Annotated in this window: 13 protein-coding genes and 1 tRNA gene; 13 read left to right on the top strand and 1 reads right to left on the bottom strand. The window is 64.6% G+C overall.

The annotated features are described in order from the left end of the window. Positions 1-19 precede the first annotated feature (19 nt). The 10 genes from ALII_RS0109405 to phoB all read left to right on the top strand — a co-directional run bounded on the left by ALII_RS0109405 (position 20) and on the right by phoB (position 10,580). Entirely contained in the window at positions 20-409 is a 390-nt protein-coding gene (locus tag ALII_RS0109405; protein WP_024587066.1) for a hypothetical protein, read from the top strand. Then, positions 410-802, top strand: coding sequence for a VOC family protein (locus ALII_RS0109400; protein ID WP_024587065.1), 393 nt, complete (start codon positions 410-412; stop codon positions 800-802). It begins immediately after the preceding gene. Positions 803-870: 68 nt separating this feature from the next. Next, positions 871-945: transfer RNA gene (locus ALII_RS0109395), tRNA-Glu, on the top strand. A 132-nt stretch (positions 946-1,077) separates the two neighbouring features. Beyond that, positions 1,078-3,996 (top strand): response regulator, encoded by a 2,919-nt coding sequence (locus ALII_RS0109390; protein WP_081718949.1) that lies wholly within the window; start codon positions 1,078-1,080, stop codon positions 3,994-3,996. Between the two features lie 385 nt (positions 3,997-4,381). Continuing rightward, entirely contained in the window at positions 4,382-5,422 is a 1,041-nt protein-coding gene (locus ALII_RS0109385; RefSeq protein WP_024587063.1) for a substrate-binding domain-containing protein, read from the top strand. A gap of 109 nt (positions 5,423-5,531) precedes the next feature. Further along, a complete protein-coding gene (pstC, locus tag ALII_RS0109380; RefSeq protein WP_024587062.1) occupies positions 5,532-6,905 on the top strand; it encodes a phosphate ABC transporter permease subunit PstC in 1,374 nt (457 codons plus the stop codon). A 2-nt stretch (positions 6,906-6,907) separates the two neighbouring features. Beyond that, the gene (gene pstA, locus ALII_RS0109375; RefSeq protein ID WP_024587061.1) at positions 6,908-8,275 is read left to right on the top strand and encodes a phosphate ABC transporter permease PstA; all 1,368 of its coding nucleotides are present in this window, start codon (positions 6,908-6,910) and stop codon (positions 8,273-8,275) included. Positions 8,276-8,328: 53 nt separating this feature from the next. Further along, positions 8,329-9,144, top strand: a complete 816-nt coding sequence (gene pstB / locus ALII_RS0109370) for a phosphate ABC transporter ATP-binding protein PstB (protein WP_024587060.1) — start codon at positions 8,329-8,331, stop codon at positions 9,142-9,144. Positions 9,145-9,169: 25 nt separating this feature from the next. Continuing rightward, positions 9,170-9,880: a phosphate signaling complex protein PhoU gene (gene phoU, locus ALII_RS0109365; RefSeq protein ID WP_024587059.1), complete on the top strand. Its 711-nt coding sequence runs from the start codon at positions 9,170-9,172 to the stop codon at positions 9,878-9,880. 13 nt (positions 9,881-9,893) lie between these two features. Continuing rightward, on the top strand, positions 9,894-10,580 hold the full coding sequence (gene phoB, locus ALII_RS0109360; RefSeq protein ID WP_024587058.1) for a phosphate regulon transcriptional regulator PhoB: 687 nt from the start codon (positions 9,894-9,896) through the stop codon (positions 10,578-10,580). A gap of 2 nt (positions 10,581-10,582) precedes the next feature. On the opposite strand, the gene ALII_RS0109355 is transcribed toward phoB, so the two are convergent. Further along, positions 10,583-11,818: an ROK family transcriptional regulator gene (locus ALII_RS0109355; protein ID WP_024587057.1), complete on the bottom strand. Its 1,236-nt coding sequence runs from the start codon at positions 11,816-11,818 to the stop codon at positions 10,583-10,585. 159 nt (positions 11,819-11,977) lie between these two features. Here ALII_RS0109355 and xylF point away from each other — a divergent pair, with 159 nt between their 5' ends. From xylF to ALII_RS0109340, 3 genes are all read left to right on the top strand, one after another. Continuing rightward, positions 11,978-13,021 carry a D-xylose ABC transporter substrate-binding protein gene (gene xylF, locus ALII_RS0109350; RefSeq protein ID WP_024587056.1) on the top strand — a complete coding sequence of 348 codons (1,044 nt, stop codon included), beginning with the start codon at positions 11,978-11,980 and terminating at the stop codon, positions 13,019-13,021. 116 nt (positions 13,022-13,137) lie between these two features. Then, entirely contained in the window at positions 13,138-14,451 is a 1,314-nt protein-coding gene (locus ALII_RS0109345) for a sugar ABC transporter permease (protein ID WP_024587055.1), read from the top strand. Positions 14,452-14,461: 10 nt separating this feature from the next. After that, a complete protein-coding gene (locus ALII_RS0109340) occupies positions 14,462-15,247 on the top strand; it encodes an ATP-binding cassette domain-containing protein (RefSeq protein WP_024587054.1) in 786 nt (261 codons plus the stop codon). Positions 15,248-15,292 lie beyond the last annotated feature (45 nt).

Below are 15,292 nucleotides of genomic sequence, written 5' to 3'. Positions count from 1 at the left end.
GTGACCAATGGATTTCTCTATGACCGAGCGCACGCCCCAGCCGATCGACCCAGACGAGCCGCTCGATCCGGCCGTCGAAAAGGTGCGCGCCAAGCTGATGCGCTTCGTCGTCATCAATCTGGGAATTCTGTTCCTGGCCCTTATGGCCGTGGTGGGCGCGCTTGTCTACCGTGCGGTCTCGACGGAGCCTGCTGCCGAGGAGGCCTCGCCGGCAGGCCTGCCGCTTCCGCCCGAAGGCAGCACCATCACCGGAGAAATTGCTCTGCCTGCAGGAGCGAACGTCCTGTCGCAGTCGCTTTCCGGCGGCAGGCTGACGCTTCTCGTCGAGGTCGGCGGCGCGCGTGAGATCCTCGTCTACGACATCGGCGCGGCCCGCATCATCGCGCGCTTCGCACTGGTAAGCGAGTAGATGGCACTTCGCCTTGCCACCGTGACGCTGGTCGTCGACGATTACGACAGGGCGATCGCGCATTATGTTGGCGTCATCGGCTTCAAGCTTCTGGAAGACGTCCGGCTCGGCGACGACAAGCGGTGGGTGCGCGTGGCGCCTGCCGGTGGCGGCTGCGCGTTCCTGCTGGCAAGGGCCGATGAAGCGGCGCAACTCGGCGCGGTCGGCAACCAGACGGGCGGGCGTGTCGGCTTTTTCGTTGAAACGGACGATTTCGATGCCGATCATGCGGCGATGAAATCACGCGGCGTCGACTTCCGCGAGGCGCCGCGCACGGAAGCCTACGGCAAGGTCGCGGTCTTTGCCGACTGCTATGGAAATCTCTTCGATCTGATCCAGCCGGCGCGACCTTAAGTCAGAAAAAAGTCACGCCGGACCCGGTTGCCTTCGCGCGGATTCGCTTCTATATGGGCGACTTGGACGCTCCCATCGTCTAGCGGTCAGGACGTCGCCCTCTCACGGCGAAAACAGGGGTTCGATTCCCCTTGGGAGTACCAATCTTCTTCAGACGCGCCGCTTTGGACCCCGCACTTGCGGCTTTTTGCGTCGAATACCCCACATGTTCATCATTTTAGCGTCGCGTTAAGTGACTGTCGGGCAGTGTCGCCGCGTCGTCGGGATGTGGGGGCATGCTCGTGGGGATTGACGGAGTTTTGGCGAAGGCGGTGGCGCGAGGCGCAGGGTCCGTTCCGACCATGAATGGCGACGAGCGCGCGCATGCGGGCCGGCTGATGGCCGGGCTCAACGTGATGAGCGACGCGTTCTGCTACTATGATCGCGACGACCGCCTCGTCCACTACAACGACGCAATGGTCGCGCTTTACGCACCGATCGCCGATTTCATCCGTCCGGGCGTGCTGTTTGCCGATCTGCTCGACGCCGCCATCGAGCGCCGTGTCTGGGAGATCGGCGACGCCGATCCGGGCGACCTCAGGGCGCATGTGCTCGCCCAGCGCAGCGGACCCAGCTTCGAGATGCAGCTCGTCTTTCGCGACGGGCGGCACGTCATCCACCGCGAAATCCGCACCGAGGATGGCGGCACGATCGGGGTTTGCACCGACATCACCTCGGTGATGGCGCGCGAGGCCGAACTGGAAAGGGCAAAGGGCGAGGCTCTGGAAGCGCAGGGGCGCCTGCAATCGGCCATCGACGCGCTGCCGGACGGCTTCGTGCTCTGGGACGGAGAGGACCGGCTCGTCGCGTTCAACACCGCGCTGCAGGAACAGTTCTCGATGATCAAGCTGGAGGTCGGCAAGACCTACAGGGAGCTGTTCAGCGAGCTTGCGGAGCGGGGCGGCATGGCCGAAGCGCGCGGCACTGCGACGAGGTGGGTCGCCACGCAGGTGGCGCGATGGGAAGCGCTCGTCGATCACGAAGTCGAATTCCCGATGCCCAACGGACGCTGGATGCGCCGCCACGACCAGGTGACCGCCAATGGCGACCGCGTCGGCATCGTCGCCGACATCACGGACCACAAGCAGCGCGAGCGCGAACTGGCCGTGGCCCGCGACCGGGCCGAAAGCCTTTATGCCGACCTGCAGCGCACGCTCGACACGATGGACCTTGGCGTGGTCGTGCTCGACGGCGATCTCAACACCGAGATCATCAACGAAGCCTATTACCGGCTCTGGCACGCGAAGCCGGAGGAGATACCGGTCGGCTCGCATGCACGCCACATGATGGAAGTCAGCCGGCGCAACGGCATCTACGACGTCGACGACGAAGCCTGGGCGACCTATGTCGAGGAACGGCTGGCGCAGATCGCGTCGGGTGACGTTCCGCCGCGCGAGTTCACCCGCGCCGACGGCTGCACCATGATCTATTCGGTGACGCCGCTTTCCGGCGGGCGGCGGCTCGTTTCCTATTTCGACATAACCGCGATGAAGCGCCGCGAGGCGGAACTGGAGGACGCCCAGCACAAGGCAGAGCTGGCCGATCGCGCCAAGTCCGAATTCCTCGCCAATATGAGCCACGAAATCCGGACGCCCATGAACGGCGTTCTCGGCATGGCCGAACTTCTCTGGAAGACCGATCTCGACGCCAAGCAGAAGACATTCGCCGACATCATCGTCAAATCCGGCAATGCGCTGCTGACCATCATCAACGACATTCTCGACTTCTCCAAGATCGACGCGGGCCAGCTCGCGCTCGACCCGTCACCCTTCGACCTCGCCGAGGCGATCGAGGACGTCGCGACGCTCGTCTCGACGCGGGCGAAGGAGAAGGACCTCGAGATGATCGTCCGGTTCGCGCCGGGGCTGAAGCGCCGCTTCGTCGGCGATGGCGGGCGCATTCGCCAGATCGTGACCAATCTGATGGGCAATGCCGTCAAGTTCACCGATACGGGGCACGTTCTGGTCGACGTCAGCGGCGCCGCGTCCGAAACGGGCACCTGCCTCACCATTTCCGTGACCGATACCGGCATGGGCATTCCAGCCGACAAGCTGGCATTGGTCTTCGAGAAATTCAGCCAGGTCGATGCGTCGTCGACGCGGCGGCACGAGGGAACCGGGCTCGGCCTTGCCATCTCGTCGCGGCTGGTCGCGCTGATGGACGGCGCGATCGACGTCGAAAGCACGGAAGGGCAGGGCTCGCGCTTCTGGTTCACAATCGACCTTCCCCATGCTGAAGACAACACGCAGCAGCGCTCCCCGGCGCTCGACGTACGCGGTGCGCGGGTGCTGATCATCGACGACAACCCGATCAACCGCTCGATCCTGCTGGAGCAGATGCAGGGCTGGGAATTCGACGCCTGCGCGGCGACGAGCGCGGCCGAAGGCATCGCGGTCCTGACCGAGGCGGCACGGCGCGGGCTCGACGTCGATTGCGTCATCCTCGACTACCAGATGCCCGAAATGACCGGCGTCGATGCCGCCCGCATCATTCGCCAGACCGAGGAGATCGCGCGCACGCCGATCCTGCTCCTAAGTTCGGTCGATCAGGCGGTCACAGGCGCTCCGGGACGTGAACTAGGCATCGAGGCGCAGCTCATCAAGCCGGCGCGTTCGGCGGTCCTGCTCAAGACGCTCGTCGACACCATCCAGCGGCGGCGCTCGGCCGTGCCGAATGTCGTGGTGCCGATCGGACTCAGGTCCGCGCCGCCGGCGCCGGCCGCGCCGGCGCGCATCGCGGAAGCGGTCGGCGACCGGCCTGCGCTCGATGTGCTGGTGGCCGAGGACAACGAGGTGAACCAGCTCGTCTTCCGCCAGATACTGGAAGAGATCGGGCTGAACTTCGCCATTGTCGGCAATGGCCGGCTGGCGCTCGAGCGCTATCGGGAAACGGGCGCGCGGTTGATCCTGATGGACGTGTCGATGCCGGTCATGGATGGACTGGAAGCGACGCGCGCGATCCGGGCGATCGGTGCATCGGAACAGCCGGTGCCCATCATCGGCGTCACCGCGCACGCGCTCAAGGGTGACCGCGAGCGCTGTCTGGAAGCCGGAATGGATGACTACCTGCCGAAGCCCGTCAGCCCCAAGGCTCTTGCGGACAAGATCGCTTCGTGGCTTGATCGGGAGATGACGCGGGAAATCGGCGTGAACTGAGCGTATATGGTGTGATCGCACCATACCGCTGCAAGGTTGCGTCATTGAAAGATTGCGTGATCGGAATTCGATATTTTCCGAGTTTCCGGACGGGAAGTGCTGCCGCCGACGTTGGATTGGTCTGTCTGTGCCCCAACTAAGGATCGTTCTCTGCGAATGCAGGCGTCGGTAGCGTTTCGGCTCGAAGGCGTTGCCTTTCCGTCCGGCTTTTTCGGCCTCTCCCCTTAGCCGACTTTTCGGATTTCGTTGCGCTTGACGCCTATTCCCGGCCGCTTCGTCAAGCCGACATCAAACTGTCATCCAACTGTTACATGGGGCCGGTATTGCCACTCGCGTCGCCTTCGGACGGCGCAGCAGAAGACAATTCTGAACAGGAGTGGGCTCCATGAACAAAGTCATTCTCGCGGCTTCCGCCGCAGCACTCGCCATCGCCGCGTCCGCCGGCGTCGCCACCGCGCAGTCGCGCGACACCATCCAGATCGCCGGCTCGTCGACGGTTCTGCCCTTCGCCTCGATCGTCGCCGAGGAATTCGGCAACGCCTTCCCGGAGTTCAACACGCCGGTCGTCGGTTCCGGCGGTTCGGGCGGCGGTCTGCGCCAGTTCTGCGAAGGCGTCGGCGAGAACACGATCGACATCGCCAACTCCTCGCGCCGCATCCGCGCCGGCGAGGTCGAGGCCTGCAACGGCAATGGCGTGAGCGACATCCGTGAGATCCAGATCGGATATGACGGCATCGTCTTTGCCGTTTCTGCCGACAAGGAAGATTTCGCGCTTGAGCCGGTTCACATCTTCAAGGCGATCGCCGCCCAGGTCCCGGTCGACGGCGAGATGGTCGCAAACACCTACGCGAACTGGAACGAGATCGACGCTTCGCTGCCCAACCAGCCGATCGCCGTTGCCATTCCCGCCTCCAATCACGGCACGCGCGAAGTCTTCGAAGAGCGCGTTCTCGTGGCCGGTTGCGAGGCAGCCGAGCTGCCCGAGATGGAAGAAGAGGCGATGGAAGCCGCGTGCACGGCGCTTCGTCAGGATGTCGTGATCGAGATTGCCGGCGACTACACCGAGACGCTCGCCCGCCTGCAGTCCAATCCCGACACCGTCGGCGTCTTCGGCCTGTCCTTCTACGACCAGAATCGCGACACGTTGAAGGTCGCGACCATGTCGCGCGTCATCCCGTCGCTCGAAACCATCGCATCGGGTGAGTATCCGGTGTCGCGTCCGCTCTATTTCTACGTCAAGGGCGAGCACATCGGCACCATTCCCGGCATCGAGGAATACGTCGCCTTCTTCCTGTCCGACCAGATGGCCGGTGCGGGCGGGGCGCTCGAGACTGCGGGCATGATCCCGGCGCCGGAAGAGGAAACGGCAGAAGTGCTTGCCGCTTTCGACGCGGGCGACGCGCTCGAGGCTTCGGACGTCGAATAGGCTTCCACCCGCAAAGCCGCAGGGCCCCTTCCGGAGGGCCCCTGTCGACGTTCATCGGCCAGTGCGGCCGGACGTTCGATGAAACGGACCTCGATAACCAGGTCAAATCATGTACAGCCTTCTCACGATCGCTCTATTGCTGGCTCTCCTGAGTATTGCCTATCAGCAGGGCTGGGCGGTCAGCCGCAAGCTTGCGACGCCTGAAGCCACGCGGCTGCACTCGCGTCCGCCCTATCATGGTTCGCTCGTGGCAATCTGGACGATTGCACCGGCGCTCGTCATCCTGGCGCTCTGGGCGCTTTTCGGCGCGACCGCCTCGCGCGCCTACATCGTCATGAACTTGCCCGCCGAGATCGTCGATCAAGGGGGCAACGTCCTTCAGTCGGCGATCCAGCGTGTACGGGCCATTGCGTCCGGTGCTGGCGTCGCAGGCGAGGTTCAGCCTTACGAGATGGCTGCCGGCGCCGCGTTTCGTCAGTTTCAGAACCTCGCTTCGGCGACCGTGCTCGGCTCCGCTGCGGCATTCGCCGCTGTTTCGCTCCTGTTTGCGCGCAAACGCATCGCCGTCCGCCTGCAGGCGCGCAACGAGGTCGAGCGCATCGTCCGCTATCTGCTGCTGGGCTGTTCGGCCGTCGCGATCCTGACGACACTCGGCATCGTCCTTTCTCTCGTCTTCGAGGCTGCACGCTTCTTTTCCTTCGTCAGCCCGATCGACTTCTTCTTCGGCACGGTCTGGAACCCCCGGTTCTCCACGACGGGCGCGGGCAGCGGCGAATACGGCCTCCTGCCGCTCCTTTGGGGTACGGTCATGGTCGCGGCCATCGCCATGTTCGTGTCTCTTCCCATCGGTCTGATGACCGCGATCTACACGTCGCAATATGCCAGCCCGCGGATGCGCAGCCTGGTCAAGCCGGTGGTCGAGGTGCTCGCCGGCATTCCCACCATCGTCTACGGCTTCTTCGCGCTCGTCACGGTGGGACCGTTCCTCGCCGCGTTCGGGCAGACGATCGGCGTCAACATCCGCGCGACATCCGCCCTGACGGCCGGCATCGTCATGGGAATCATGATCATCCCGTTCATTTCGTCGCTGTCGGACGACATTCTTCGTCAGGTTCCGCGGGCAATGATCGACGGTTCGATCGGCCTCGGCGCGACACGTTCGGAAACGATCAAGCGGGTCATCCTGCCAGCGGCGCTCCCCGGCATCGTGGGCGCGTTTCTTCTCGCCGTCAGCCGGGCGATCGGCGAGACGATGATCGTGGTCCTTGCGGCGGGCAACAGCCCGTTCCTGCGCGCGAATCCCGGCGAGCCGATTTCCACGGTGACCGTGACCATCGTCAACCAGCTCACCGGCGACCAGGATTTCGCGTCACCGCAATCGCTCGTCGCATTCGCGCTCGGGCTCACGCTCTTCGTGATGACCCTCTTCCTCAACATGGCTGCGCTCTACATCGTGCGCCGCTTCCGGGAGCAGTACGAGTAGTCATGGCCAACCAATCTCCGGTATCCACCGAACAGGCCGAGAACCAGGCCCGTCTGTCGAGAATCCGCAGCGGGCTGGCGCGCCGGCACGGACGCGAGCGGCGGTTCCGCCTCTACGGCCTCCTCGCAATCGGCGCCGCGCTTGCTTTCGTGGTCATCCTGTTCTCCATGATCCTGTCCAAGGGCCTGCCCGCTTTCACGCAGGCGACCTTGACAATCCCGATCACGTTCGATGCCGAACTCCTCGATATCGACCCGCGTCCGACGCTTCAGGACGGCCAGTCGCCTGCCGACTTGCGCGCTGCCGATCTGCGCTGGCAGCGCGACGCGACGATGCTCAACTGGAACAGCATCATCGAGCAATCCGTCCGTGAACTGACCGGCGATACGCAGATCGCACCGCGCGATCTTCAGTCGATCATCGATAATGGAGAGCGCTTCAAGTTGCGGGACGCGTTCGTGGCCAATCCGGCACTGGCCGGCCAAACCGTCGAGATGCAGCTTCTCGCTTCGGCGAATGCCGACAACTGGTTGAAGGGCAACATCAACCGCGACCTTCCGGACGCGCAGCAGCAGCTTTCGGCGGATGCACGCGCCCTTGCCGATCGTCTTTACGAAGACGGGCAGATCAGGATGGCCTTCGCCTGGCACATCTTCACCAACGTGGACTCGCGTTCGGCGCCCGCAAGTGCAGGCCTTGCCGGCGCGTTCATGGGTTCGCTCTACATGATGCTGGTCGTCATCGTCCTGGCAGTCCCGATCGGCGTGGCGAGTGCGATCTATCTCGAAGAGTTCGCCCCGAAGAACCGCCTGACCGACCTGATCGAGGTCAACATCAACAATCTCGCCGCCGTGCCGTCGATCGTGTTCGGTCTGCTGGGTGCGGCCGTGTTCATCAACTATTTCCGCCTTCCCCTTTCGGCTCCCATCGTCGGCGGTCTGGTCCTTACGCTGATGACGCTGCCGACGATCATCATCGCGACGCGTTCGGCGCTGAGGGCCGTTCCGCCATCGCTGCGGCAAGCAGCATTGGGCCTTGGCGCCTCGCGCACGCAGATGGTCTTTCACCATGTGCTGCCGGTCACGTATCCGGGCATCCTGACGGCCACCATCATCGGCGTGGCACAGGCGCTGGGCGAGACGGCTCCGCTTCTGCTCATCGGTATGAACGCCTTCGTGGCCGCCGTGCCGGGATCTCCCTTCGACCAGTCGTCGGCACTGCCGGTGCAGATCTATCTGTGGCAGGGCAATGAGAACCGCAATTTCTTCGAGGCACGAACCTCGGCGGCAATCATCGTTCTGCTCGCCCTGATGATCAGCCTGAACGCGGTCGCCATCTTCCTGCGAAGCCGGCTTGAGCGACGCCGGTGAGCCACGCGTTGCCTGCAGCGCCGAGTCGGGCGACGATGCGAGGAGTTACAAGGATGAACCAGATGACCGAAATCGCTCTCGAAAACGCGATCACCAGTGCGGCAAGGCCGCTCGATGCCAAGATGCGCGGCCGTGACGTCAATGTCTTCTACGGTGCCAAGCAGGCGCTGTTCGACGTCAATCTCGACATTGGCGAACGCCAGGTGACGGCGCTGATTGGGCCGTCGGGCTGCGGAAAGTCGACCTTCCTGCGCTGCCTCAACCGGATGAACGACACGATCGACATCGCCCGCATCGACGGGAGCATCACGCTCGACGGGCAGGACATCTACGATCCGAAGATCGACGTGGTGGAACTGCGTGCCCGCGTCGGCATGGTGTTCCAGAAGCCGAACCCGTTCCCGAAATCGATCTTCGAAAACGTCGCCTACGGACCGAAGATCCACGGTCTTGCGTCGAACAAGACCGATCTCGAGGAAATCGTCGTCACCAGCCTGAAGAAGGCGAGCCTCTACGAGGAGGTCAAGGACCGCCTGCACGAGCCGGGCACCGGCCTTTCGGGCGGCCAGCAGCAGCGTCTTTGCATCGCGCGCGCCATCGCCGTTTCGCCCGAAGTCATCCTGATGGACGAGCCGTGCTCGGCGCTTGATCCGATCGCGACGGCGAAGATCGAGGAACTGATCGACGAATTGCGAGCGAACTTCACCATCGTGATCGTGACGCACTCGATGCAGCAGGCCGCGCGGGTCTCGCAGCGCACGGCGTTCTTCCATCTGGGCGTGCTTGTCGAGGAGGGCGCGACGGAACAGATTTTCACGGCACCGTCCGACAAGCGCACACAGGACTACGTCACCGGCCGCTTCGGCTGAACGGCATACGCAGAGGGCAGGGACAATGGCGGGACAACATATCGTAGCGTCCTTCGACGAGGAGCTCGGGCAGATCGACCGGCTGATCCGCGACATGGGCGATCTGGGACAGGCGATGGTTCTAGGAGCGACGCAGTCGCTGCTCGACAACGACGTGCCGCTCGCCCAGCGCGTCATCTCGGACGACGTGGTGATGGATGCGCGCCAGCGCGAGCTCGACGAGCGCGCCATCGCGCTCATCGCCAAGCGGCAGCCGATGGCGCAGGATCTGCGCGCCGTGGTCGGTGCGATCCGCATGGCGAGCGATCTCGAGCGCATCGGCGATCTGGCCAAGAACATCTCCAAGCGCGTCAGCGCGGTCGGTTCGGGCGCGATGCAGCGCAAGCTCTCGCACTCGATCGACACGATGTCGCAACTGGTGCGCGCGCAGCTTGCCGGCGTGATCGACAATTATGTCGGCCGCAACCCGCAGGCCCTGGTGACGCTGAGGGCCGACGACGAGAATATCGACGTGCAGTATACCGCCGTCTTCCGCGAACTCCTGACCTACATGATGGAGGACCCGCGCAACATCACCGCCTGCACCCATCTCCTCTTCTGCGCCAAGAATCTGGAGCGGATCGGCGATCATGCGACCAACATCGCCGAGAACGCCTACTATGTGATGGTCGGCCAGCAATTGCCGCTCCACCGGCCGAAGCTCGACGAGACGTCGATCTCGGCCAGGCCGGCATGAGGAGCGGCCGATGATCGCGCCGAGGATCATGGTGGTCGAGGACGAGGAGCCGCTGGGCGTCCTGATCAAGTACAATCTGGAAGCCGAGGGCTACAAGGTCGAGGTGATCACGCGCGGCGACGAAGCGGAAATCCGGCTCCAGGAAACCGTGCCGGATTTGCTCGTGCTCGACTGGATGGTGCCGGCCGTCTCTGGCATCGAGCTTTGCCGGCGCCTGCGGATGCGGGCTGAAACCGAGCGCCTGCCGATCATCATGCTGACGGCGCGGGGCGAGGAAAGCGACCGGGTGCGCGGACTTTCGACCGGCGCCGACGACTATCTCGTCAAGCCGTTCTCGACGCCCGAATTCGTCGCCCGCGTGCGCGCGCTCCTGCGACGGGCGAAGCCCGAAATCCTGTCGAGCGTGCTCAAGGTCGGCGACATCGTGCTCGACCGCGAGTCGCACCGCGTCTATCGCGATCAGGTCGAGGTCCATCTCGGCCCGACCGAGTTCCGGCTGCTCGAATTCCTGATGCAGCATCCCGGCCGCGTCTTCTCGCGCGGACAGTTGCTCGACAATGTCTGGGGCGAGACGATCTATATCGACGAGCGCACGGTCGACGTCCATGTCGGGCGTCTGCGCAAGGCGGTCAATCCGGACAGCGCGCCGGACGTCATCCGCACCATCCGCGGCGCGGGCTACTCGATCAACGAAAGCTGATCTCAGGCGCCCGCCTGCATCGTCGCGATATAGCCCGGTGCGAAGAGTTCGTTGTCGACGGCCTCCAGCGCGCGCCGCGCGCAGCCTTCGAGGATCAAGGGCATTTCGTCGGCTTCGAGGTCGAAGGAGATGACGGCGTCGTGCTGTCCGCCCGCCGTCTGGCCGATCGCCTCGCGGATCGAAGGTTCCATCATGTCGAAGGCGAGCGTACCCGGCCCGACGATCGCCACCGGAGCCGGATCGATCAGCGCGAAGAGCGAGCCGAGCCCGTAGCCGATCGCCTCTCCGGCCCGGGTGAAGGCGGCGCGGGCCGGTCCGTCGGCGGCGCGGGCATCCTGCGCGAGTTCAAGCATGGTCTGCGGATCGACGTCGGCATCGGCGACCGTCTGGTCGCTGCGCCCCGCCGCCTCGCGCAGGATCGCGTAATTGCCCGCATAGGCCTCGATGCAGCCGTGCCGCCCGCAGCGGCAGAGCGCGCCGCCAGGCCGGTGGATCATGTGTCCGAACTCGCCCCCCGAGGAATAGGCGCCGGTGAAAAGTTCGCCGCGCAGCACCAGCCCCATGCCGATGCCGTTCGACAGGAGCAGGGTGACGAAATTGTCGCGATAGCGCTCCGGGTCGCGGGCCCGCAGCGCGACGGCGATCATGTTGCAGTCGTTCTGGACTGTGACGGGAAAGCCGAAGCGCCGTTCCAGAATGTCGGCGAAGGGGATGTCGCTTTCCGGCGTGATCGGGGTCCACAGCATCGCGCGGGCATCCGAATCCGTGATACCCTGCACGGCCATCGTCATGCGCATGACGTCGTTCGGGGTGCGTCCGGCATCCTGGAGCACCGCCTCGATCATGTGCGTCACCGCGCCGACGAGCTCGTCGCGGCTTGCGGTCAGCGTCGACAGCCGTTCGCGCTTCTGCGCGACGATTTCGCCTGCGTAGTCGAAGACCGTCGCCGAAAGCGTGTTGAGGAGAAGCACGACGGTCAGCACGGTCGCCGCCTTCGGCTCGAGGCCGAGCGAGACCTGGGGCCGTCCGCGGCGCACGACCTCGTTCTCGCCGCTCTTGACCGGGCGCAGCACGCCCTCGGCGATCAGGTCGGAGGAAATCGCGGAAATCGTCGAATGGCTGAGGCCGGTGCGGCTGACCAGATCGGTACGCGAAGGCTGGCCCTCGCGCCTGACGGCGGCGATGACCATGGCGCGATTGCGCTTGCGCAGATCGTCGTGGCGCACGCCCAAAATCATCGATCCAACCTCCCAAAGGCGTCTTGAAGCACCTCTGAAAGGATATTGACACACGGAAAATGCTGAGTCATTATTTTTTTCGAGGCTCGAAAAAAAAGGGCTTCCCGCTGCCGAGAGGCAATCTGAGGAGGCGCCGCACGCGGCGCAGGGAGGAACATCATGAAGAATTTCGCAACCGCCTTGCTGGCGGGTGTCGCGCTTTCGCTCACGCTTTCCGCCGCGGCGAAGGCCGAGGGCAAGGTCATCGGCGTGTCCTGGTCCAACTTCCAGGAAGAGCGCTGGAAGACCGACGAGGCCGCGATGAAGGCCGCCATCGAAGCCGCCGGCAACAGCTACATCTCCGCCGACGCGCAATCGTCCGCCGCCAAGCAGCTCACCGACGTCGAGTCGCTGATCAGCCAGGGCGCGAACGCGCTCATCATCCTGGCGCAGGACTCCTCGGCCATCGGGCCGGCCGTCGAGAACGCGGTCGCGGAAGGCATTCCGGTCGTCGGCTATGACCGCCTGATCGAGAACCCCGACGCCTTCTACCTGACCTTCGACAACAAGGAAGTCGGCCGTCTGCAGGCGCAGGCCGTCATGGAGGCGCAGCCGGAAGGCAATTACGTCTTCATCAAGGGCTCGTCGTCCGATCCGAACGCGGACTTCCTGTTCTCGGGCCAGATGGAAGTGCTGCAGGAGGCGATCGACGCCGGCACGATCAAGAATGTCGGCGAGGCCTATACGGATGGCTGGCTGCCCGCCAACGCGCAGCGCAACATGGAACAGATCCTGACCCAGAACAACAACGAGGTCGACGCGGTCGTCGCCTCGAATGACGGCACGGCCGGCGGCGCGATCGCGGCGCTCGACGCGCAGGGCCTGGCAGGTTCGGTTCCGGTGTCCGGACAGGACGCCGACCACGCCGCGCTGAACCGCATCGCGCTCGGCACGCAGACCGTCTCGGTCTGGAAGGATTCGCGCGAACTCGGCAAGTCGGCGGCGGAAATCGCCAACGAACTCGCCGAAGGCACCGCGATGAACGAGATCGAAGGGGTGACGGCCTGGTCCGACGGCCCGAACGGCACCGAGATGAATGCCGTGTTCCTCGAGCCGCTGGCGATCACCAAGGACAATCTCGACGTCGTGATCGACGCCGAGTGGGTGACCAAGGACGTCGTCTGCCAGGGCGTGTCCGCCGGTTCGACGCCCGCCTGCGACTAAGTCTCGACAGGTCGAAAACATCGTGCGCCGCGGTTTGACGAAAGCCGCGGCGCATTCATAAGATGAATAGCGGCGCGTCGGGTCCTCGACCCCGAGCGACCGCGATGGAGGACATGATGTCGGACACGACGTCCCCGGCGCCGGTTGATACCGCGCGCGCATCCGAGCAGAACGCGCTCGCACGCTTCATGAAGGCCACCGAACTCGACACGCGCATGCTCGGAATGCTCGGCGCACTCGCCGTGATCTGGATCGGGTTCCACATCATGTCGGGCGGGCTGTTCCTCACGCCGCGCAATCTGTGGAACCTGTCGGTGCAGTCCGCCTCCGTCTCGGTGATGGCGACCGGCATGGTGCTGGTCATCGTCACGCGCAACATCGACCTGTCGGTCGGCTCCGTGCTCGGCGTCACCGGCATGATCATCGCCGTCACGCAGGTCCGAATACTGCCGGACTATCTCGGGCTCGGCCATCCGGCGATCTGGGCGATCGCGATCCTCGTCGGGCTGGCCGTCGGCATCGCCATCGGGGCCCTTCAGGGGTTCATCATCGCCTATCTGCAGGTGCCCGCCTTCATCGTCACGCTTGGCGGCCTTTTGGTCTGGCGCGGTGCGGCCTGGTGGGTGACGAGCGGCCAGACGGTCGCGCCGATGGACACGACATTCCGCCTTCTGGGCGGTGGCCCGGAAGGAGCGATCGGCGCCCAGTGGAGCTGGGTCGTCGGCATCGTCGCCTGTCTGGCGGTCGTCTTCTTCATCTGGAACGCGCGCAAGCAGCGCCGGCGCTTTCATTTCCCGCTGCGTCCGGTCTGGGCCGAGGGGTTCCTCGCCGGCGTCGCCTGCATCGCGATCCTCGGCGCCGTCGCCGTCGCCAATGCCTATCCCTGGCCGGCAGGCACCGTCCGGCGCTATGCGGAGGTCAACAACATCACGGTGCCCGAAGGCGGGCTCTTCATCCCGCACGGCATCGCCATCCCGGTCCTGATCGCGATTACGGTCGGCATCGTCATGACCTTCGTGACGACGCGCACCCGCTTCGGCCGCTACGTCTTCGCCATCGGCGGCAATCCGGAGGCCGCGTCGCTCGCCGGCATCAACACGCGCTGGATCACGATGAAGATCTTCATGCTGATGGGCGCGCTTGCCGCCATCGGCGCGGTGATCTCGACGGCACGTCTCAATGCGGCGACGAATGCGCAGGGCACGCTCGACGAACTGCTGGTCATTGCCGCGGCCGTCATCGGCGGCACGTCGCTTGCCGGTGGCGTCGGCACCATCGTAGGGGCCATGATCGGTGCGGTGCTGATGCAGTCGCTCGCCACCGGCATGATCCTGCTCGGCGTCGACTCGCCGCTGCAGAACATCGTCGTCGGCGCCGTCCTCGTCGTCGCCGTCTGGCTCGACACCATCTATCGCCGTCGCGTGGGCTAGGAGAACGATCATGGAAACAAGCACGCCGCTCGTCGACATGCGCAACATCTCGATCTCGTTCGGCGGCATCCATGCCGTCGACAATGCCAGCGTCGACCTCTATCCGGGCGAAGTCGTCGCGCTTCTGGGCCACAATGGCGCCGGCAAGTCGACGCTGATCAAAATCCTCTCCGGCGCCTACAAGCGCGATGCCGGCGAAATCTTCGTCAATGGCGAGGAAGCGCAGATCGGCAATCCGCGCGACGCCAAGAAATACGGTATCGAGACGATCTACCAGACGCTCGCGCTCGCCGACAATGTCGACGCGGCAGCCAATCTCTTCCTCGGCCGCGAACTGCGTACACCCTGGGGCACGCTTGACGACGTGGCGATGGAATCGGAGACGCGCAAGGTCATGGGCCGGCTCAATCCGCGCTTCCAGCGCTTCAAGGAGCCGGTGAGCAAATTGTCGGGTGGCCAGCGTCAGTCCGTGGCCATCGCACGCGCGATCCACTTCAACGCGCGCATCCTGATCATGGACGAGCCGACCGCCGCTCTGGGGCCGCAGGAGACGCAGCAGGTCTCCGAACTCGTGCTCCAGCTCAAGCAGGACGGTATCGGCATCTTCCTGATCAGCCACGACATCCACGACGTGTTTGACCTCGCCGACCGCGTGGTCGTGATGAAGAACGGACAGGTGGTGGGAACGGCGCGCACCAGCGATGTCGATCAGGACGAGGTGCTGGGAATGATCATCCTCGGCAAATGCCCGCCCGGAGCCGTTCCGGGGCCGGGCGCCCTGAAGATCGCCGCATAAAAAAGGAGCGCCTTTCGGCGCTCCCTTTCGTTTCAGCCTGAGGCT

This window comes from Aliihoeflea sp. 2WW (genome assembly GCF_000497755.1).
Lineage (GTDB): Bacteria > Pseudomonadota > Alphaproteobacteria > Rhizobiales > Rhizobiaceae > Aliihoeflea.
This window is presented reverse-complemented; position numbering and strand designations above follow the sequence as displayed.